The sequence below is a fragment of the Paenarthrobacter sp. Y-19 genome (assembly GCF_029223985.1).
GTDB lineage: Bacteria > Actinomycetota > Actinomycetes > Actinomycetales > Micrococcaceae > Arthrobacter > Arthrobacter nicotinovorans.
Map to the genome: position 1 here is coordinate 1,160,354 of NZ_CP119414.1, position 18,797 is coordinate 1,179,150.

Annotated in this window: 19 protein-coding genes, 1 pseudogene and 1 riboswitch; of the genes and pseudogenes, 12 read left to right on the forward strand and 8 right to left on the reverse strand. The window is 63.5% G+C overall.

What is annotated here, in order from left to right; all coding sequences use genetic code 11:
- Positions 1-5: 5 nt before the first annotated feature.
- Positions 6-1,343 (forward strand): annotated as a pseudogene (locus tag PYR64_RS05300) (bifunctional o-acetylhomoserine/o-acetylserine sulfhydrylase); the annotation flags it as partial.
- Positions 1,344-1,527: 184 nt separating this feature from the next.
- Positions 1,528-1,645, forward strand: a riboswitch (SAM riboswitch).
- A gap of 14 nt (positions 1,646-1,659) precedes the next feature.
- On the forward strand, positions 1,660-2,781 hold the full coding sequence (locus PYR64_RS05305; protein ID WP_039240446.1) for a homoserine O-acetyltransferase: 1,122 nt from the start codon (positions 1,660-1,662) through the stop codon (positions 2,779-2,781).
- A 43-nt stretch (positions 2,782-2,824) separates the two neighbouring features.
- On the opposite strand, the gene PYR64_RS05310 is transcribed toward PYR64_RS05305, so the two are convergent.
- From PYR64_RS05310 to PYR64_RS05320, 3 genes are all read right to left on the reverse strand, one after another.
- Positions 2,825-3,274: a hypothetical protein gene (locus PYR64_RS05310; protein ID WP_064721838.1), complete on the reverse strand. Its 450-nt coding sequence runs from the start codon at positions 3,272-3,274 to the stop codon at positions 2,825-2,827.
- 45 nt (positions 3,275-3,319) lie between these two features.
- Positions 3,320-4,375 (reverse strand): winged helix DNA-binding domain-containing protein, encoded by a 1,056-nt coding sequence (locus PYR64_RS05315; RefSeq protein WP_275778777.1) that lies wholly within the window; start codon positions 4,373-4,375, stop codon positions 3,320-3,322.
- Between the two features lie 126 nt (positions 4,376-4,501).
- Positions 4,502-5,344 (reverse strand): SGNH/GDSL hydrolase family protein, encoded by an 843-nt coding sequence (locus tag PYR64_RS05320; RefSeq protein ID WP_051088483.1) that lies wholly within the window; start codon positions 5,342-5,344, stop codon positions 4,502-4,504.
- Between the two features lie 70 nt (positions 5,345-5,414).
- Between PYR64_RS05320 and PYR64_RS05325 the strand changes: the two genes are divergently transcribed.
- Positions 5,415-6,065: a phospholipase gene (locus PYR64_RS05325; RefSeq protein ID WP_275778779.1), complete on the forward strand. Its 651-nt coding sequence runs from the start codon at positions 5,415-5,417 to the stop codon at positions 6,063-6,065.
- 11 nt (positions 6,066-6,076) lie between these two features.
- Here PYR64_RS05325 and PYR64_RS05330 read toward each other — a convergent pair whose 3' ends face one another.
- Positions 6,077-6,304, reverse strand: a complete 228-nt coding sequence (locus tag PYR64_RS05330; protein ID WP_018777454.1) for an RNA-binding S4 domain-containing protein — start codon at positions 6,302-6,304, stop codon at positions 6,077-6,079.
- 32 nt (positions 6,305-6,336) lie between these two features.
- On the opposite strand from PYR64_RS05330, the gene PYR64_RS05335 reads away from it, so the two are divergent.
- From PYR64_RS05335 to PYR64_RS21735, 6 genes are all read left to right on the forward strand, one after another.
- Positions 6,337-7,332 carry a DMT family transporter gene (locus PYR64_RS05335; RefSeq protein ID WP_018777455.1) on the forward strand — a complete coding sequence of 332 codons (996 nt, stop codon included), beginning with the start codon at positions 6,337-6,339 and terminating at the stop codon, positions 7,330-7,332.
- Between the two features lie 113 nt (positions 7,333-7,445).
- On the forward strand, positions 7,446-8,831 hold the full coding sequence (locus tag PYR64_RS05340; protein WP_110504545.1) for a glycine--tRNA ligase: 1,386 nt from the start codon (positions 7,446-7,448) through the stop codon (positions 8,829-8,831).
- A gap of 2 nt (positions 8,832-8,833) precedes the next feature.
- Positions 8,834-9,796, forward strand: coding sequence for a GNAT family N-acetyltransferase (locus PYR64_RS05345; RefSeq protein WP_189075828.1), 963 nt, complete (start codon positions 8,834-8,836; stop codon positions 9,794-9,796).
- 231 nt (positions 9,797-10,027) lie between these two features.
- A complete protein-coding gene (locus tag PYR64_RS05350; protein ID WP_189075827.1) occupies positions 10,028-11,401 on the forward strand; it encodes an FAD-binding oxidoreductase in 1,374 nt (457 codons plus the stop codon).
- Positions 11,402-11,603: 202 nt separating this feature from the next.
- Entirely contained in the window at positions 11,604-11,864 is a 261-nt protein-coding gene (locus PYR64_RS21730; protein WP_345799343.1) for a hypothetical protein, read from the forward strand.
- The gene (locus tag PYR64_RS21735) at positions 11,825-12,076 is read left to right on the forward strand and encodes an ABC transporter permease (RefSeq protein WP_307730320.1); all 252 of its coding nucleotides are present in this window, start codon (positions 11,825-11,827) and stop codon (positions 12,074-12,076) included. The genes PYR64_RS21730 and PYR64_RS21735 overlap by 40 nt, the downstream gene beginning before the upstream one ends.
- Positions 12,077-12,141: 65 nt before the next feature.
- Here the strand turns inward: PYR64_RS21735 and PYR64_RS05360 are convergent, their stop codons facing one another.
- Genes PYR64_RS05360 through PYR64_RS05375 form a run of 4 tightly spaced genes read right to left on the reverse strand, consistent with a single transcriptional unit; the run spans position 12,142 to position 15,119 of the window.
- A complete protein-coding gene (locus tag PYR64_RS05360) occupies positions 12,142-13,128 on the reverse strand; it encodes a HAMP domain-containing sensor histidine kinase (RefSeq protein ID WP_039240454.1) in 987 nt (328 codons plus the stop codon).
- Positions 13,121-13,795, reverse strand: coding sequence for a response regulator transcription factor (locus PYR64_RS05365; RefSeq protein ID WP_039240455.1), 675 nt, complete (start codon positions 13,793-13,795; stop codon positions 13,121-13,123). Before PYR64_RS05365 ends, PYR64_RS05360 begins: the two co-directional genes overlap by 8 nt.
- A complete protein-coding gene (locus PYR64_RS05370) occupies positions 13,792-14,469 on the reverse strand; it encodes a VTT domain-containing protein (RefSeq protein ID WP_039240456.1) in 678 nt (225 codons plus the stop codon). Before PYR64_RS05370 ends, PYR64_RS05365 begins: the two co-directional genes overlap by 4 nt.
- Before the next feature lie 11 nt (positions 14,470-14,480).
- A complete protein-coding gene (locus tag PYR64_RS05375; protein ID WP_229778603.1) occupies positions 14,481-15,119 on the reverse strand; it encodes a phosphatase PAP2 family protein in 639 nt (212 codons plus the stop codon).
- Between the two features lie 328 nt (positions 15,120-15,447).
- Between PYR64_RS05375 and PYR64_RS05380 the strand changes: the two genes are divergently transcribed.
- The 3 genes from PYR64_RS05380 to PYR64_RS05390 all read left to right on the forward strand — a co-directional run bounded on the left by PYR64_RS05380 (position 15,448) and on the right by PYR64_RS05390 (position 18,786).
- Positions 15,448-16,920 (forward strand): YibE/F family protein, encoded by a 1,473-nt coding sequence (locus tag PYR64_RS05380; RefSeq protein ID WP_189075826.1) that lies wholly within the window; start codon positions 15,448-15,450, stop codon positions 16,918-16,920.
- Between the two features lie 100 nt (positions 16,921-17,020).
- Entirely contained in the window at positions 17,021-18,013 is a 993-nt protein-coding gene (locus PYR64_RS05385) for an ABC transporter ATP-binding protein (RefSeq protein ID WP_189075825.1), read from the forward strand.
- Positions 18,010-18,786, forward strand: coding sequence for an ABC transporter permease (locus PYR64_RS05390; protein ID WP_035733434.1), 777 nt, complete (start codon positions 18,010-18,012; stop codon positions 18,784-18,786). Before PYR64_RS05385 ends, PYR64_RS05390 begins: the two co-directional genes overlap by 4 nt.
- The last annotated feature ends 11 nt before the right edge of the window (positions 18,787-18,797 follow it).

Below are 18,797 nucleotides of genomic sequence, written 5' to 3' on the forward strand. Positions count from 1 at the left end.
ACACGCGCCACGAACAGGAGAATTCCATGTCCCAAGGATGGTCTTTCGAAACCCGCCAGATCCACGCAGGCCAAGAGCCGGATGCCGCCACGGGCGCGCGTTCCCTGCCGATCTACCAGACAACGTCGTTCGTTTTCCCGAGTGCTGAAAGCGCGGCCAACCGCTTTGCCCTGGCCGAACTGGCTCCGATCTACACCCGGATAGGCAACCCCACGCAGGACGCCGTGGAACAGCGCGTCGCGAGCCTCGAAGGCGGTCTGGGTGCACTGCTGCTCAGTTCGGGCCAGGCAGCCGAGACCTTTGCCATCCTGAACATCGCCGAGGCCGGCGACCACGTCGTCGCGAGCCCCAGCCTCTACGGCGGCACGTACAACCTGCTGGCCCACACGCTGAAGAAGTTCGGCATCTCCGTGACTTTCGTCGAGGACCCGGACAACCTCGAGCAGTGGCGTGCGGCCGTCCAGTCGAACACCAAGCTGTTCTTTGGTGAAGTCGTCTCGAACCCACGCCAGGACGTGCTGGATATCGAAGGCGTCGCCGGTGTCGCGCACGAGGCAGGCGTGCCTCTCATCGTCGACAACACCCTCTCCACGCCGTTCCTCATCCGGCCCATCGAGTGGGGCGCGGACATTGTGGTCCACTCCGCAACCAAGTACCTCGGCGGACACGGTTCGGCGATCGCAGGCGTGATCGTGGACTCGGGCAACTTCGACTTCGGCAAAGACCCGGAGCGGTTCCCCGGCTTCAACACCCCGGACCCCAGTTACAACGGCTTGGTTTACGCCCGCGACCTGGGCAAGGACGGAGCGCTCGGAGCCAACCTTTCCTACATCCTGAAGGCCCGTGTCCAGCTCCTTCGCGACCTCGGCTCGGCCGTGTCGCCGTTCAACGCGTTCCTCATCGCGCAGGGCCTGGAAACCTTGAGCCTGCGGGTGGAGCGCCACGTCGCCAACGCCACCAAGGTGGCCGAGTGGCTGGAAGCGCATGACGACGTCGAATCGGTCGCCTATGCGGGCCTGCCGTCCAGCCCCTGGTACGAGCGGGGCCGCAAGTACGGACCCCAGGGCACGGGAGCCATCGTGGCCTTCAACATCAACGGTGGCGTAGAGGCCGGCAAGCGCTTCGTGGACGGTCTGGAGCTGCACTCCCACGTCGCCAACATCGGTGACGTCCGCTCCCTGGTCATCCACCCGGCGTCGACCACGCACAGCCAGCTGACGGTCGAGCAGCAGGTAGCCGCCGGCGTCAACCCGGGCCTGGTCCGCTTGTCCGTGGGCATTGAGCACATCGATGACATCATTGCCGACCTCGAAGCCGGCTTCCGCGCGGCCAAGGGTGCCTGAACGGGCAGTCCACGCCTGCAGCTGACGCACCTGGCTGACGGACCCGGGGTGTCGTCCACATCGACGATTATTCGCCGGACGGCACCCCGGAGTGCTCTTTCGTGAATGAAGCTGCCCTTGAACGTCACACTGGTGTCACATTCTTCGCCATAACGGTGGTGTCTTTCCTAGACTCTACGTATTAGGTCATGAGTGCCAGCAGATAGCCCCGGCTTGCTGGCCGGCAACCCTCCTTCCGCGGTGGGGTGCCCCGGGTGAAGACCTGGCCTGTTCGCACGCAAGGCGACGGGCAAGCGCGAAGTTAGGTGTCAAAGGAATGACCATCACTGCTACAGCACTTCCCAAATCCGGAGAAGAAGACGGAACCGTCAAGTACGCGGGCATAGGGCCGCTGGCGCTCGAAGCCGGCGGTCACCTCCCCAACGTCGTGTTGGCGTACGAAACCTGGGGACGACTCAACGCCGACGCGTCCAATGCCGTGCTCATCCAGCATGCGCTGACGGGCAGCACCCACGTTGCCCGCGGAGCCACGGACGAGGAAGGGTGGTGGGAGCAGTTGGTGGGTCCGGGCGCCACCATCGACACCAACAGGTTCTTCGTTGTCTCCATCAATATCGTGGGCGGCTGCTATGGCAGCACCGGCCCGTCCTCCGATGCGCCGGACGGCAAGCCGTGGGGTTCCCGGTTCCCCCTGGTCACTCTTCGCGACAGCACGGTTGCTGAGGCCCGTTTGGCGGACCTCTTGGGGATTGAATCCTGGCACGCGGTCCTGGGCGGCTCGATGGGTGGGGCCAGGGCCCTCGAATGGGCTGTCACGTTTCCGGAGAGGGTCAACCGCTGCGCCGTCATTTCGGTGGGAGCCTACAGCACCGCCGAGCAGATTGCCTTTGCGCAGGCCCAAACCCTGGCCATCCGGCAGGACCCGCACTTCAACAATGGGGACTACTACGGCGGTCCGGCCCCGGAACACGGACTTGCCCTGGCCCGCCGGATTGCGCACATCACGTACCGTTCCGCCCTGGAACTGGATCTCCGCTTCGGCAGGGAAGCCCAACATCAGGAAACGCCGCTCTCCGCAGCAGTCCTGGGGGAGCGTGGTCGCTACCAGGTGGAAAGCTACCTGGACCACCAAGGGACAAAGCTTGTGCGGCGGTTCGATGCCAACAGCTATATCGCCATCACCGAAGCGTTGATGTCTCACGACATCAGGCGGGGACGGGGCACACTGCAGGAAGCACTTTCGCGTGCCACCGCCGAGTTCTTTGTTGCTGCTGTGGACACGGACCGGCTGTACTTCCCGGCCCAGTCCAAGGAGCTGGCGGCAGCACTGCCGGGTAATGTTCCGGTCCACACCATCCAGGCGCCGATCGGCCACGATGGCTTCCTCACGGAAATCGGCCAATTGTCGGAGCAGCTTCGCGGGGCGTTCTTCGCCTGACCGTGAGGAGCCTGTTCGTAGAGTTGCCTGTTTGCGGACGTGCCTAGCCGTTCATGATCTCCCCGCGCTGTTTCATGTAGTCCTCCATGGCGATCTGGCCATTGGTGAACTTCGCATCCAGTTCAGCCAGCTTTCGGGCGCGGTAGCCCTGGGGCTCGGAACCGGCAGTGGGAAACGGCGCGGGAGCGGGCTGTCCGGCCCGGTAGGAATCGCTTGGGTAGGAACCGCTTGGGTAGGAGGCGTTCGACGGCGGCGCGACCTGAGGTGCCTCGTCTGCAGGCCGGATGACTGCCGGCCCTGGCGGGTAGCCCGGGTAGTTCTGTTGCGGGTAGTCCTGCGGCGGGTAATTTTGTGGTGGGAAACCCTGTTGCGGATAATCCTGACCACGAAAATTCCCGTTCTGCAGGCGGCGGGCCTTGGACCGGTTGTACATGCGGATTCCCATGGGAATCAGCCACGAGCAGACGATGATCCAGAAGATCAGATTGTTCACAGTGCAGGCCTCCTAGGTCTTAGCCCCAGCTTAGCCCTGTGCCCATCACAGCAGCTTGGCCTCCATGCCCAGGAAAATCCCGTAGCGTTCCGCTTCGGCTTCCAGGGCCATCTGCTCTTCCTTGGTTGTCGGCTTGTCCATCCGGACCTCGAGCCCGCACATGCCCCCTGCGAAGCTGTGCCGCCACCATCCGGCCAGCCTGCCGTCCACGAGGACTACATGCATGGGGCCGTTGTCCTCAGGCAAGTACGGTGCGGTACCGCCCAGGTAGTGGCGGGATTGCGAATACCCCATCACGTATTCGTCGAAGCATTGGATGAGGTCGACGCGGGGGAGCACGGAACCGGCCGCTGGGCCGGCAGGAGCCTCCAGGGCTTCTGCGTCAGCCGAGGCGACGTAAAAGTCCAGGTCATCGAAGGAGACCCGGGTCAACGTTCCCGGTGATAATTCCGCAGCGACGTTGAGTCCCAACGTCACGTCTTTCATGGTCAGCCCGGACCACGCCGAACAGTCCTTCACGGTAGCCGGTCCGCGACTGCTGAAATACCGCAGGGCCATCTGCCCCAGGGCGTGTTCCCGGTCCGCTCCGCTGAGTGGCCTGGAAAACGGAGCGGTGACGCGTTCGGAGAACAAAGCGTAGGTCTGTTTCAGGGCTCCTCCAGCCGAACGAACCGGAGCGCCGCTCACCAGAATGCCGCTGATTTCGGCGTGCATGAGGTGGTAGATGAAACCCAGCCCCTTGCCGGGAAAGCTGGCCTGGCCCAGAACATCAGCCAACTCCTCGCGGGTCTTGTGGGCACCATCCGCCACGGCTGCTGCAAGGATCCTCCCACTGTGTGCGGCAGTTTCCCCGTCCACCCCGGTCCGCTTGTACATGCCCTTGTTGCCTTGATGCAGCCGGTCAGCGGACAACGCCATCAACCAGCCCAAGTCATCCCTGTGCACAAAATGCCATGTGGGGCGCAGGATGTGCGTCCGCAGGATGGTCCCGTCGGCAACGGCCTGTTCCACTGCAGCTGCAGTGCTCGAGGGCGTCCGCTGCGCCACGGTCCAACGGGCATAGGCGAATTCCTGCGACTGGACGGCCAGGAGATTGCGCACCACATCCCCCGGAGCTGCACCCAGGGGAGGACGTAACTGTTGCCGTCGGAGACGCAACTGCCGGACCCCCACTGTACGGGGAGAGTCATCACTCGCCATGCTGGTTCACCGGCCCATCGCTTCCGGCTAGCTGCGCGGCATCACGGTACCGGCGGCACCAAAGACAGGTCCCGGCGTCGGACGCTTTGGCGTGATGCCGTCGCCGGACGATTGGTGACGGAGCCTCCGGATAACCCAAGGCACGAAGTACTCCCGTGCCCAGACCAGGTCCGATGAGCGGGCTTCCCGCCACGTCCGGGGAGGAAGAGCCTTGGGTACCAGCGGCTCCAGGGTGTGCTGGACGTTCAATGCCTCCAGGACCATCATGGCGATGGTGTGGTGGCCCAGGGGGGAGAAATGCAGGCGGTCGGCATCCCACATCTGGGTATCAGCGAGCTGCCGCAAGGACCACATGTCGGCAATGATGGCATCGTGCCGGGCTGCGACCGTTCGCAGGTTCTCGTTGTAGATGGCAACTTTGCCCCGGATGCGGCCAAGGACCGAGGACGCAGTATCCGGACCGTTGAAGAGGATTACCGTGGCGCCACCCGAGCCCAGTTCGCCGACGGCGGCGTCGAGTTTCTCGGCCAGAAGGTCGGGATCACCGCCGGGGCGGATGAGGTCGTTTCCTCCGGCGGAAATGGAGACGAGGTCCGGTTGCAGTTCCAGGCAGGGGCCGACTTGCTCGTCGACGATCTGCTGCAGCAACCGGCCCCGGATGGCGAGGTTGGCGTAGGCGAAGTCCTCGTGTCCGCGTCCCAGCTCTTCGGCGACACGGTCCGCCCAGCCACGGTAACCGCCGGGATTGGCAGGTTCGGGATCGCCGATGCCTTCCGTGAACGAATCACCCAACGCCACGTAACGGCTCCACGGGTGCTTTTGGGCGGGTTCGCCCGGTTTCACTAAATGATTGTTCTCACTCACGCTCATATCCTGCCCCCAGAGGGCCGACCTACGCCACCGTAGGTTGTTACTTACGGGTAACTGCAAGAATGGAGGCATGACTGAAGCCCCCGCTTTTCCAGCACCTGTTGTCCTCTGGTCCCACGACGAAGCCGAACGCGCCGGCAAGCCCCTCCTGGTCCTGCTGCACGGCTACGGATCCAACGAGGACGATCTCTTCAGCCTGGCCGGGTTGCTCCCCGAGGGGTTCGTCGTGGCATCGCTGCGTGCACCGATGCCCATGGGCCCGGGTTTTACGTGGTTCCCGCTCACTGCGTCCATCGACTACTCCCTGGACGCCGTGAAGCTTGCCGCCGAATACGCCCTGGATTGGCTGGACACGGTAAAGGCCAACCATTCCTCGGTTACGCTTCTTGGCTTCTCCATGGGCATGGCCATGGCGACCACCATGCTCCGGTACCGTCCCGCGGACTTCGCGGCCGTCGTCGGGCTTTCAGGCTTCGTGATCGACGCCGGTGGCGACGCCGCGTTCAAGGACGACGAGCTGGACGGATCGGTGCCGATGTTCTGGGGCCGTGACCAGCAGGATCCTGTCATTACGCCGGACAAGATCGAATACACCATGGGCTGGGTCCGCAAGCACGTGGACCTTACCAAGGTCCTCTACACGGGTATGTGGCACGGCATCAACCAGCAGGAAATCGGGCACGTAGGGGAGTTCCTCACCCACAAGGTCCTCGCCCCCTAAGGGGCGTTGTTTCAGGCGGTGGTGATCCGCACTGTCTGACCATTGACGGTCACGGTGTCACCGGCGTGGAGTTGGCGGCCGCGCCGTTCATCGATCTCGCCGTTGACCTTCACCAGGCCGTTCTTGATGAGCTCCGTGGCCTCCACGCCGTCCTCCACCAAGCTGGCGAGCTTGAGCAGTTGGCCAAGGCGGATCATGTCGTCGCGGATGGGGATCTCTTCAATTTCGGGGTTGCTCATACAGCAATGATGCCTGAAGTAGTGTTGAGACGGTGCCGCAGCCTTCTCCCCGTTCAGCCCTTCCGTTGGCCGTTGGCCTGCCCATTGCAGTAGCAACAGGCCTGGTCATTCCGCTGCAGGGAAGGATCAACGGGGCGCTCGGCGCCAAACTCGACGACGGCATCGCCGCAGCTGTGGTGAGCTTCACCACAGGCCTGCTGCTGATCAGCGCGATATCCTTGGCCACGCCCAAAGGAAGAGCCGGTCTCCAACGCATCATCCCCGCCGTGCGGAACCGCAGCTTTCCCCGCTTCTACGTCATGGCCGGTGCGATCGGTGCATTGTTCGTCTTCGCGCAGTCTTTCACGGTGGCACTGCTCGGAGTCGCGCTGTTCACCGTGGCAGCCGTGACAGGGCAGACGCTGAGCGGTTTGCTCGTTGACCGCATGGGCATCGGGCCGGGAGGGCGCCGCGCCATCACAGGGGTGCGGGTCCTCGGCAGCGTCCTGACCGTCGCCGCCGTCGCCTGGGCTGTCTCGCCGCGCTTCGGCGGAGACGCCGACCTCGCCTCGCTGGTGCTGCCCGTCCTTCTTCCCTTGGCTGCAGGCTTCCTGATGAGCTTCCAGCAAGCCATGAACGGCACCGCCACGGTTCATTACGGCACGCCCGTGGCGGCGACCCTGGTCAACTTCGTGGCAGGTTCAGCGGTTCTCTGGACAGCGTGGCTCATCAAGCTCGCCGTCGCGGGACCGGGCAATCCGCTTCCGGCTGAGTGGTGGTACTACCTCGGTGGCCCCATGGGTTGCGTCTTTATCGGGCTGGCGGCCCTGCTGGTCCGCAGCCTGGGCGTGCTGATCACCGGCTTGGGCATGATTGCCGGGCAGTTGGTCGGGTCTCTGGTGCTCGACGTCGTGATCCCCAGCCCCGGCGCGGTGGTCGCCTTGCCCACGGTGCTGGGTACGGTCCTCACCCTCGCCGCGATCATCGTCGCCACCTTGCCCTGGCCCAAGGGAGCTTTCGCACGGAGAGGTGCGGCGAAAGGCCGGTAGGGTAGGAGTCAGTAAATTTTCCCCCAAACCCCGCCGGACAACCTCGTCCGGAATCCGGGGTCAAACCACCGCGGACCGCACCCAGCGGCCCTGTAGAACAAATGGAGTCACCCATGGCAGCAAAATCCGTCCTTGACCAGGTCATTTCCCTCTCCAAGCGGAGGGGCTTTGTCTTCCAGGCCGGTGAAATCTATGGTGGCTCCCGTTCTGCCTGGGATTACGGCCCCCTCGGCGCAGAGCTGAAGGAAAACATCAAGCGCCAGTGGTGGCAGAGCATGGTCCGCGGCCGCGAGGACGTAGTGGGCCTGGATTCTTCCGTTATCCTGCCCCGCCAGGTATGGGAAGCGTCCGGCCACGTGGAGGTCTTCTCCGATCCCCTGGTTGAGTGCCTCTCCTGCCACAAGCGCTACCGCGCGGACCACCTCGAAGAAGAGTATGAGGAAAAGAAGGGCCGCCCGGCAGAGAACGGCTTGGCGGACATCGTCTGCGCCAACTGCGGTACGCGTGGTCAGTGGACCGAACCCCAGGAATTCTCCGGCCTCCTGAAGACCTTCCTTGGCCCCGTGGCCAGTGACGAAGGCATGCACTACCTGCGCCCGGAAACGGCACAGGGAATCTTTGTGAACTTCAACAACGTGCTCACCACCTCGCGCAAGAAGCCGCCGTTCGGCATCGGCCAGATCGGCAAGTCCTTCCGCAACGAAATCACGCCGGGCAACTTCATTTTCCGCACCCGCGAGTTCGAGCAGATGGAGATGGAGTTCTTCGTCGAGCCCGGCACGGATGAAGAGTGGCACCAGTACTGGATGAAGGAACGCATGTCCTGGTACACGGGCCTGGGTATCCGCGAAGAGAACCTGCGCTTCTTTGAGCACCCCTTGGAGAAGCTCAGCCACTACTCGAAGGGCACCACGGACATCGAGTACCGCTTCGGCTTCCAGGGTTCCGAGTGGGGCGAGCTCGAGGGCATCGCCAACCGCACTGACTTCGACCTCTCCACCCACGCCAAGGCCTCCGGCACGGACCTGAGCTACTTCAACCAGGCCACCAACGAGCGCTACACGCCGTACGTCATCGAGCCCGCCGCCGGCTTGACCCGCTCCTTCATGGCGTTCCTGATCGACGCCTACACCGAGGACGAGGCACCCAACGCCAAGGGCGGCGTCGACATCCGCACGGTACTGAAGCTGGATCCGCGCCTGGCACCGGTCAAGGCTGCCGTCCTGCCGCTGAGCCGCAACGAGGACCTGTCCCCGAAGGCCAAGGCGCTGGGCGCCCAGCTGCGCAAGAACTGGAACATCGACTTCGACGACGCCGGTGCCATCGGCCGTCGCTACCGTCGCCAGGACGAAATCGGTACGCCGTTCTGCATCACCGTGGACTTCGACACCCTCGAAGACCAGGCCGTGACCATCCGTGAGCGCGACACCATGAGCCAGGAACGCGTTTCCCTGGACAAGGTTGAGGGCTACCTGGCCGCGCGTTTGATCGGCGCTTAGCCATGGCCTTGGAATACCGCGAATGGAAGGAAGGCGACGACCTCGCCCTTCTGGAAATCTGGGGTGGTCCTGAGACCCTCCCCGCAGAACAGTTCCGTGCTGCCCTTGCACCATCGAGCAACCAACCGTGGCGCCGGTGCATCGTGGCCGAGGACGTAGTCGACGGGGTGCGGATTCCCGTTGCCGCCGGCGTGGTCCACGAGGCTTCCCTGCACCCGGAACGCCTGTGGGCCTACATCGAGGTTGCCAAGGACCACCGCCGCAGCGGCGTTGGTGCCACCCTCCTGACGATGCTGCGCCGTGAAGCCGGGAACTCGCCGTCGGGCGTTTCCAAGCTCCGCAGCAAAGTTGAACCGGACACTGCAGGTGCGGCGTTCGCCGCTGCCGCCGGGCTGGCACCGATCCAGCGCTCCCAGCTGGTGGTGGTGGATCCTGAGCCCCTGACGCTGCCGCGTTTCGGGGACGGTTCCGAGGAAGCAGCATCGGAGCGGGTGGAGGATCTTGCGACCGGCTCGGTTGAGCTCAGCGACGTTGTTGGTAAGTACTACTCCCACGTCCATCATTGGGACAGCCCGGGGGAGCTGAGCATCGCCACTGTCCAGCGACTGTTCCTGCACGATCTCACCGGCGCCCATGGTGCCATTGTGCTGCGGGCACCCAAAGCCAGCGCCTTCGGCGATGGTGTTCCGGCGAGCCGCAAGGGAAAGATCCAGGCTTTTGCCATCAGCTACGCCCAGGGTGGCACCGACGAACCGTCGGACGTCTTCCTTGGGCACGATCCCAGTCTGTCCGCCGAGGACGCTGCGTTTGCGGTGCGGGATCTGCTGGCGCTCATTGCCTATCAGCACCCAGTGTTGCTTGAAGTCGATGAGTCCATGACGGCCCTGCGGACAGTCCTTGGGCCGCTGCTGGAATCCGGTAAGGCCCATGTCCGGGGTGCGGATACGTTGATTGTGAGCGACTGAGCGACTGAGCGATCGACGGCGTCGCGGTCGCCGTTGGACTACTGGCAATCCTGTCTGGCCCATGTTTCATGGGTCAGGCAGGATTTGCCGTTTCCGGGGTGGTTCCCGAAGGTTCTTGACGCGGCAAACGCTCAGGAGTAGTCCTATCGAAGTAAGCCCCCACGCCATCACATCCGGGGGGAGAAGCGTGTGGAAACATCCGGTCTCACGTCTGAATCGATGGTAAGCACTATGAACAAAATCGCCCTCGACGGGCTCCGAGAACAGTTGCGCGGACAACTCGTGACTCCCGAAGATCCTGACTACGACGCGGCACGCGCCGTCTTCAACGCCATGGTGGACAAGCGTCCTGCCGGCGTCATCCGTGTAGCCCAGGTCTCCGACGTCATCGCCGGCGTGAACTTCGCCCGGGAAAACTCCATGCCACTGGCCATCAGGGGAGGTGGGCACAGCGCTCCCGGATTCGGCACGTGGGACGACGCATTGGTTCTGGACTTCGTTAATCGCCCGGGGGTGCGGGTGGACCCGCAAAATTCCAGGGCCCGTGCCGAGGCAGGTACTACCTGGGCCGACTTCAACCACGCCACCCATGCCTTCGGGCTCGCCACCACCGGCGGCATCGTGGGATCCACCGGTGTGGCGGGTCTGACCTTGGGCGGGGGAATTGGCTACCTGGCAAGAAAGTACGGGCTCTCCTGCGACAACCTGGTCTCTGCGGATGTGGTGACCGCCGATGGCAACTTCCTGATCGCCAGCGACGAACAAAATCAAGACCTGTTCTGGGCCATTCGTGGCGGGGGAGGAAACTTCGGCGTGGTGACTTCCCTCGAGTTCCAGCTCCATCCCGTGGATATGGTCCATGCGGGAATCATCATTTATGGTGCCGAGAACATCCCGGCTGTTGCCCGGTTCTACCGCGACTACATAGCATCCGCGCCCGAAGAGTTCGGCGCCTTCCTGGGCTTCCACCAAGGACCGCCCGTTCCTTTCCTCCCCGAGGAATGGCACGGAAAGTCCGTTTGCGTCGTCGTGGGAATGTGGACGGGCGATCCAGCCGAAGGCGAGGCTCGCTGGCAGCCCTTCCTGGACGCCGCCCCGGTGGCGGGCTCCATGGTGGCTCCCATGCCGTATCCGGCCCTGAATGTGGCATTTGACGGGCTCAACCAGAAAGGCATGCAGGGGTATTGGAAAGCCAACTTCCTGCGCGATCTCAACGACGGCGCGATCGCTGCCCACGCACAGTTCGGGGCCACAGTGACCAGCGTCAACACTGCGGTCCACGTCTATCCCATAGATGGAGCAGTGTCCCGCGTAGGCGTGCAGGACACTGCCTTTGCCCACCGCGACATGAAGTTCGCTCCGGTCATCGCCACCCAGTGGCCCGACCCTGCGGACAACGAAGCAAACATCGCATGGGCCCGAGCATATGCAGCTGCGTTGGCCCCGCACTCGGAAGCTGGTGGATACATCAATTTCATGGACTCCGAGGACCAGAACCGAATCGCGGACAATTACGGACCTAACTGGGAAAGGCTGGTAGCGGTCAAAGCCAAATACGACCCCGACAACCTCTTCCGCGTAAACCAGAACATCGCGCCGGCCTGAGTCGGGAGTCCGCACGTAAACGGCACCTATGGCTCGGCATGGCGTCGATAAGCTAACTGGATGACGATGATCGAGGCCTTTGGGCCTACCTTGCTGGGCGTCGTCCTCCTCGTGGCCCTGACCGCGGTAGTGCTGACCGTTTATCGGGTGCCCTACCGGTGGGCGCCGGCTCTGGCGATCCCGAGGGGGGACGGTGCAGTTGATGGTCATCAGTGTCATCCTCAGCGGTGTCATCTCGAGTCCATCGTTTGTTGCCGCAGCGTTGCTGGTCATGTTTGCCGTTGCTGCAATGACGGCCACCCGGCGGATGGGCTGGAGTTGGAAGAACCTTGGCCTCGTGGGCGGATCCATGGGGCTCGGTGTTGCCGTGACGCTCGAGGAAGTGGAAGGATGGTTGGCCTTGGGCCGACACCTCGTCAGTCAATGCTGGAGCTGGCCCGCCACACTGTGTATTCGGCGTTGATTCCGTCCATAGACCAAACAAAGACGACGGGGCTTGTGACTCTGCCGGGTGCTTTTGTCGGGGCTATATTCGGTGGCATTTCACCGCTTGAGGCCGGACGGTTCCAGATCGTGGTGCTGGCCGGAATCATGGCGGCCGGTGCTTTGACCGCAGTTTTGGTCATCGCTTCCCGCGCCGCTGTTCAGCTGCGTCCAGCGCCATTGAGCCGGTGATGGGGCTACCGGCGATATTTGAAGGCCCGAGGAGCAGGTAGCTGTTGAGGATGCCCGTGGCCAGCCTATGGCATGGACATTGGGAGAATGATCCTCATACAGGTGCCTTGCGGGCCCGTGGAAACCACGTCAGCGGAGCCTCCGGCGGCGACGGCGATGTCGCGGACAAGGGCCAGCCCGATGCCGAAACTGCGCTGCTGCTGGCCCACGCCTTGATGGGTTGTCCGGGCGAATCGGTCGAAGATCCGGTCCCGGTCAATGCCGGTGATGCCCGGGCCTGTATCAGTCACGGTAATGATGGCCTGGCCGCCGGCAACGTTGGTGGCAACCGCTATCTGGCCGCCTGCCGGAGTATGGACAAGGGCGTTCTCCGCCAGACCCAGGATTGCACGGTGAAGCCTTTGCGGCGCAATGACCGCCCGTGGTTGTCCCTGGTTGGAACAATTCAGGGTAATGTCCCGGTTGGCAGCCAACAGCCGGACGCTGTCCACCACGTCCTGGGCAACGCCAGCGACGTCAGTCACCACAGCATACGGTTCCTGCGCCGCTCCGCTGGCGGATTCAAGGAGTTCGTTGACGATCGCGGTCAGGGCGGACGTGTCGCTTCGGATTCTAGCCAGCGCTTGGCCGTCCGCCGTATCAGGTGTTGTGCTGCGCTGCACCAGTTGAATTCTGGCGTCCAGGATAGCCAGGGGCGTGCGCATCTCGTGACTCGCGTCCTGAACGAAACGCCGTTGGATGGCCAGTGCCTCGCCCAGCGGCCGGATCGCGCTGCGGGCGCTGAGCCAGCCAATACCCCCGGCCAGCAGGACTCCCACCGCCCCGGCGATGGTCATCGCTTTGATCAGATCCTTGGTATCGAGATAGGCGTACACCGCGCCCGGCTCAGCCGGTTCCGGGCTGCCGGACTGGTTGAGCAGGTACAGCGTAGCCGCCGCCAGGAGGCACAGGACCGCAATGGCGCAGGCGGCACTGATGCGAAGAGCGATTCGCAGGGATGCCCGACGCAGGAATGCTTGATCCTGACCCCCAGAAGCGGGTTCTTTAGTCATTCGCATCACCAATCTGATATCCCAAGCCGTGCACGGTCCGAATAACAGATTTCGAAATTTTTCGTCGCAGGTGGTGTACGTAGGTATCGATCATCCCTGGCAGGTCACCCTGGCTTAACGTGGCATTGAGCAGCTCTTCGCGCGTGTAGACGCGATCTGGTTTCGCCGCCATCGTAGCCAACAGTTCGCTCTCCTTCGCCGTCAGGGAGGCTTGGAATCCATGGATGGACCGGATGGACCTGGCAGCAGGGTCCAGTTCCCAATCTCCAATAGTGAAAGTCTTGGGCTCTGGCTGGTAATTGCGGGTCAACGCCCTCAGCCGCGCACCCAGTTCCAGCGCGTCGAAGGGCTTGGTCATGTAGTCATTGGCGCCCGCATCGAGTCCCCTGACCTTCTCATCTGTTGCGCCGAGCGCGGTAAGGATGAGGACAGGGGTGGCGATGCCTTTGGACCGGAGCGCGCCAATCAGCGCGACACCGTCCATGCCGGGCAGGCCCCGGTCCACTACCATCACATCCCAGCTCCGGGAAAGTCCCAGATGCAGGCCCTCATGGCCGTCTACCGCGACGTGGATTTGGTAGTCCGGCTCGAGGAGTTCGGCGATAAGCGGTCCCAGGACGGTGTCGTCTTCGACCAGAAGCAGGGACGGCTTGGTGGGTGTGCTCACGAATCCATTCTCGCTTGTTGGTCACTTTCCGGCTTACGGGCCCGCTTGCGCTTGAGGAACTCGATGCCCCACGGCAACACGGAGACGAGGACCATGACAATTGCTATGAGATCAATGTTCTTCGACACGAAGTCAAACCGCCCCAGCCAGGAGCCAAGCAAGGTCACGGAGGTCGCCCAGAGGATTGCCCCAGTGACATTCCAGAGAGCGAAGGATTTATAGTCATAGCGCGCGATTCCCGCGCTCAGCGGCGCGAAGGTCCGTACCACGGGCACAAAGCGCGCCAGGAGCAGGGCCGGGCCCCCTCGGCGACGGAAGAACTCCTCCGCCTTTGTCAGGCGCGCAGTCTTCAGTACCCGGGCGTCGTCCGAAAACCATCGGCGGCCGAACCGGCGGCCCAGCAGATAGCCCACTTGGTCACCGGCAATGGCGGCCACGGCCACAACGGTGATTAATACCGGCAATGTCAGGTTCAGTTGCTGGTGCAGGAGCCCGGCAGTGAAGAGCAGCGAATCTCCCGGCAGGAACGGAAACAGGACACCGGACTCGATAAAGATGATCAGAGCCACGACCGCCAGCGTTGCAGGGCCCAGACCCTGCAGGAGGCTTGCCGGATCCAGGATAGGCAGCAGTTCGGTGTGGATCAGTGCAGGGGCGAACGTGAGGGCTTCCATGTGGGCTTCTTTCACTGGGGACTCCGGCGGGACCGGGACGACGATGTGGACTGGAGCCGGGCAAAAACCGAGGGGGCATACCGGTTCCATAGGCCAGCCATCAACACGACGGCCGCAAGCGTTGCCGGGAACGACGCCACGACATCCAGGGGATAGTGTGCTCCGATGTACACGCGGGACCATGCGACGATCACTGCCAGGCCTGTTCCGATCCAGAGAACCGGTTTCTCCGCGCGGCTCCCTCGAGAGAGAAAATATGCCGCCAGGGCAAGGGCGACAGCCAGAGACGTGTGCCCGCTGGGAAAGCTGTTGGACACTGGCTCCGGAACAAGGGGATCCAGCAATAGGTCCGGGTCAGGTCGGATCCTGCCGATGACCACCTTGAACAACTGGCAGGTCAACCACCCTGAGCCCACCGTGAGGGCAAAGAGCACAGCTTTCGGGGGCGACCTTCGGATCAGGACGAGGTACAGGCTAGTGGCCAGCACCATCAGCGCTCCGGCCACAGGTCCGAACAGCAGGTTCAACGCCAAAGCCAAACCAGTCAGGACGGGGATGTGGTTGCGGCTGAAGCCTTGGTCCACGGCCAACTCAGCCGACGTGAAACCTGGCACCCACTGGACCGCCAGCCCAACAGTGATGACGGCCACCGCAAGCACCACCGCAACGGTCAGCCAGTGTCGGTGAGCGGGCAGCCGCTGTAGGTGCACAGGGCCGGATGGCGGTTTTTGCAAGATGGGACCCTTCGGCAGGACGTATCGTTCTTCCCATCGTCTGCCAGGACAATTAAGAACCAGTTAAGAAGTCCCCGGACAAGTTGTGCCGTCAAGTTGTGCCGTCAGATGGTGATACGGTCCGCGGGCTCCCTGACCTGTTCCCGAGGCAGCACCGGATCATCCTGACGCCGGATCCTCCAGAAGGAGGTCCGGCGAGCACTGCCGTCCCACGTAGGCTTAACCCCATGAGGTTTTGCAGCTGATGGGCCACAGTCATTCCCACGGTCATTCCGAGGGTTCGGAACCAACTCCGCAGGCGATCGCTTCCCGTAAACGGGCCAACTGGCTGCTGGCGGCCGTCCTGGTGCCGTTGGGTGTGCTCACTCTCGTGGCGATGTTGCTTATGTGGCCGTCGGGCAGCCGGGAGGGAATCAACTTTTCCAGTCCCTACCAGGCTGCCCCGGGGGTCACTTTCGATACCGGCAAAATCCAGAGCGTGGTGGTGGAGAGCTGCTCGCAGACGGGTCAAACGAACAGCAGCCAGTCCGGCAGCAGCCAGCCCGGCAACAGCCAGTCCAACCAAACCGGCGGGTCCCAGTGCACCTTCGCCTACACCGTTCCGGACAAGGGCGGCGAGGCGGTCAAGGTGGTCATCAACCCTGATGTTGCGATGTCCCACGGGGTGGATGTCGGCGACTCCATCCGCTACCTGAACCTTTCCGGCGTCCAAGGAAGCAGTGCGGGCAACGGCGCCCCGGCGTACGTCTTCGTTGATTTTGTCCGCAACATCCCCATAGCCGCCCTGGCGGTGCTGTACGCGGTGGTGGTGATCGCTGTTGCCCGTTGGCGCGGCTTCCGTGCCCTGCTGGGCCTGGTGGGGGCCTACTTCGTCCTGGTCAGCTTCATCCTGCCCGGTCTGGTGGAGGGCAAGCCACCGCTCCTGCTGGCGCTCGTGGGGTCCACGGTGATCATGATCGGGGTCCTCTACTTTGCCCACGGGTTCTCGGCGAGAACGTCCACAGCGTTGCTGGGCACCATCTTCGGCCTGGGAATCACCGCCCTGCTGGCCGCCTGGGCCACGGATGCAGCAAACCTGGCGGGCGTAGGAAACCACGACGCTTCAACGTTGGTGAACATGTCACCGCAGATATCGATCTCCGGGATTATCCTGTGCGGTTTGATTATTTCCGGCCTCGGTGTCCTCAATGACGTCACCATCACCCAGTCCTCGGCCGTTTGGGAACTCTATGAGCTGGCGCCGAACACCAGCGCCCGCAAGCTGTTTTCCTCTGCGATGCGGATTGGCCGGGACCACATTGCTTCCACGGTCTACACCATCGCCTTTGCGTATGCGGGTGCCGCCCTTCCCATTCTGATTATTGTGATGCTGTACGACCGCCCCTTGGCCGAGGCCCTGACCAGCGCCGAACTGTCGGAAGAAGTCATCCGGACCCTGGTGGGCTCCATCGGCCTCGTCCTTGCCATTCCGGTCACTACCCTCATCGCCGTCCTGGTGGTCAAGGCCACCGGGATGAAGCGCCTTGCCGCCGCGGGGACCGCCGTCAGTCCGGACGACCTTGACGACACCGGCGCGCTGGCCGCTGCCGCCGTCGTGGCCGGTTCCGAGAAGGACGAAAGGAACGACGCCGGTACCCGCCCGGGTGCCGGGGACGGGCCGGTGCGGCCCGGGAGTCGCCGGGCGCAGCGCGAAGCCGAACGCCGGGGCAGCGACTAGCCCGATGACATTTGTCATCCCGAACAGGTGACACCCGCTACGGGTGTATGGATGCTCCTCCGGCTTGAATGGGTACACCAGACCTATTCCAGGGAGAGCAATGACAACACCGGGTGTTCCTGCGGTTCGCGCCGCCGGACTTCATAAGAGCTTCGGAAAAGTGCAGGCGGTGCGCGGCCTGGACCTGACGGTTCAACAGGGGGAGGTCGTGGCTTTCCTGGGCCCCAACGGCGCGGGAAAGACCACCACCATCGACATGATCCTGGGCCTGAGCACCCCGGATGCCGGCGAGGTGTCCATTTTCGGCCACAGCCCCAGAGGGGCCGTTTCCCGCGGACAGGTGGCCGCCGTCATGCAGACGGGGGGTTTGCTGCGCGACATCAGCGTCCGGGAAACCGTGCAGCTCACGGCCGCGATGTTTGATTCGGCACGGCCCGTGGATGAAGTCCTGACCCGCGCGGGAATCCTGGACATCGCCGACCGCCGGGTTGAAAAGTGCTCCGGCGGCCAACAGCAACGTCTTCGCTTCGCCATGGCTTTGGTCTCGGACCCCGGCCTGCTGATCCTGGACGAGCCAACCACGGGCATGGACGTTGCGGGGCGCCGGGACTTCTGGTCCGCCATCCGCGACGACGCGTCGAGGGGTCGCACCGTCATCTTCGCCACCCACTACCTCGAGGAGGCCGACGCCTACGCAGACAGGATTGTGCTGGTCCGCCAAGGGACGGTGGTTGCTGACGGCACGGCAGCGCAGATCAAGAACCTGGCGTCCGGGAGGACAGTACGGGCTTCGCTGCCGGCCGGTGACCGCGCGCTGCTGGCAGGATTGCCGCCGGCAGACCATGTGGAGTTCGACGGCGGCCGCGTCACCGTCCGCACCTCCGACTCGGATTCCGTAGTCCGGTTCCTGCTCACCAAAACAGGAGCCCACGATCTTGAAGTGGTTGCGAACAACCTTGAGGAGGCCTTTGTGACCCTCACCGCGGACGAAGCCGGGACGGCCACAACCCCCACGGATCCAACAGCCCCCACGGATCCAACAGCCCCCACGTATACCTCAGCCCCCACTGCTTTGGAAGGGGAGCGGGCATGAGCCAGTCGACAGCAATGCAGGACCGCAAGCCCTCCGCCGGCGGTGTCAACACGACGTTCCTGTGGATCGAAATCAAGCGGATGCTCCGGAACCGCCGGACCATCGTCTTCACCGTGCTCATGCCCGCGATCTTCTTCTTCATTTTCGGGCTGTCCAACAAAGACCAGCAATTGCCCAACGGCCACAGCTACGGCCAGTACATCCTGATCAGCCTGACCGTGTACGCAGCCATGACGGCCGCCACGGGAGCCGGCAGCCAGGTGGCGGTCGAACGTGCCCAGGGATGGAGCCGGCAACTGCGCCTCACGCCCCTGCTGCCCGGGGCGTATATCGCCATCAAGGCAGCTGCGGCGTTGACCCTCTCGCTGGTGGCTGTGATCGCCCAGTTCGTGATCGGAGCCATCGCCGGAGTGACCATGGACGCGCAGACGTGGCTGACCGCCGGGCTGGTGGCCTGGTTGGGTTCCCTGGTGTTCGCCGCCCTGGGACTTTTCGTGGGGTACCTCATGCCCAGCCAGAACGTCATGCAGATCCTTGGACCGGCCCTGGCGATCCTTGCCATGCTGGGAGGCCTTTTCATGCCGATCGAAATCATGGGCGATACCTTCGGGACCATCGCCAAATTCACGCCCGCCTACGGGATCGGTCAGCTGGCGCGCAGCCCCATCACCGGTGAGTTCGACGTCTTGTGGATTCTCAACGTCCTGGTCTGGCTCGCCATCTTCGTCGGCGGCGCCGCCATGGCCTTCCGCCGCGACACCAGCCGCGTCTAAGTTGCTCCGGC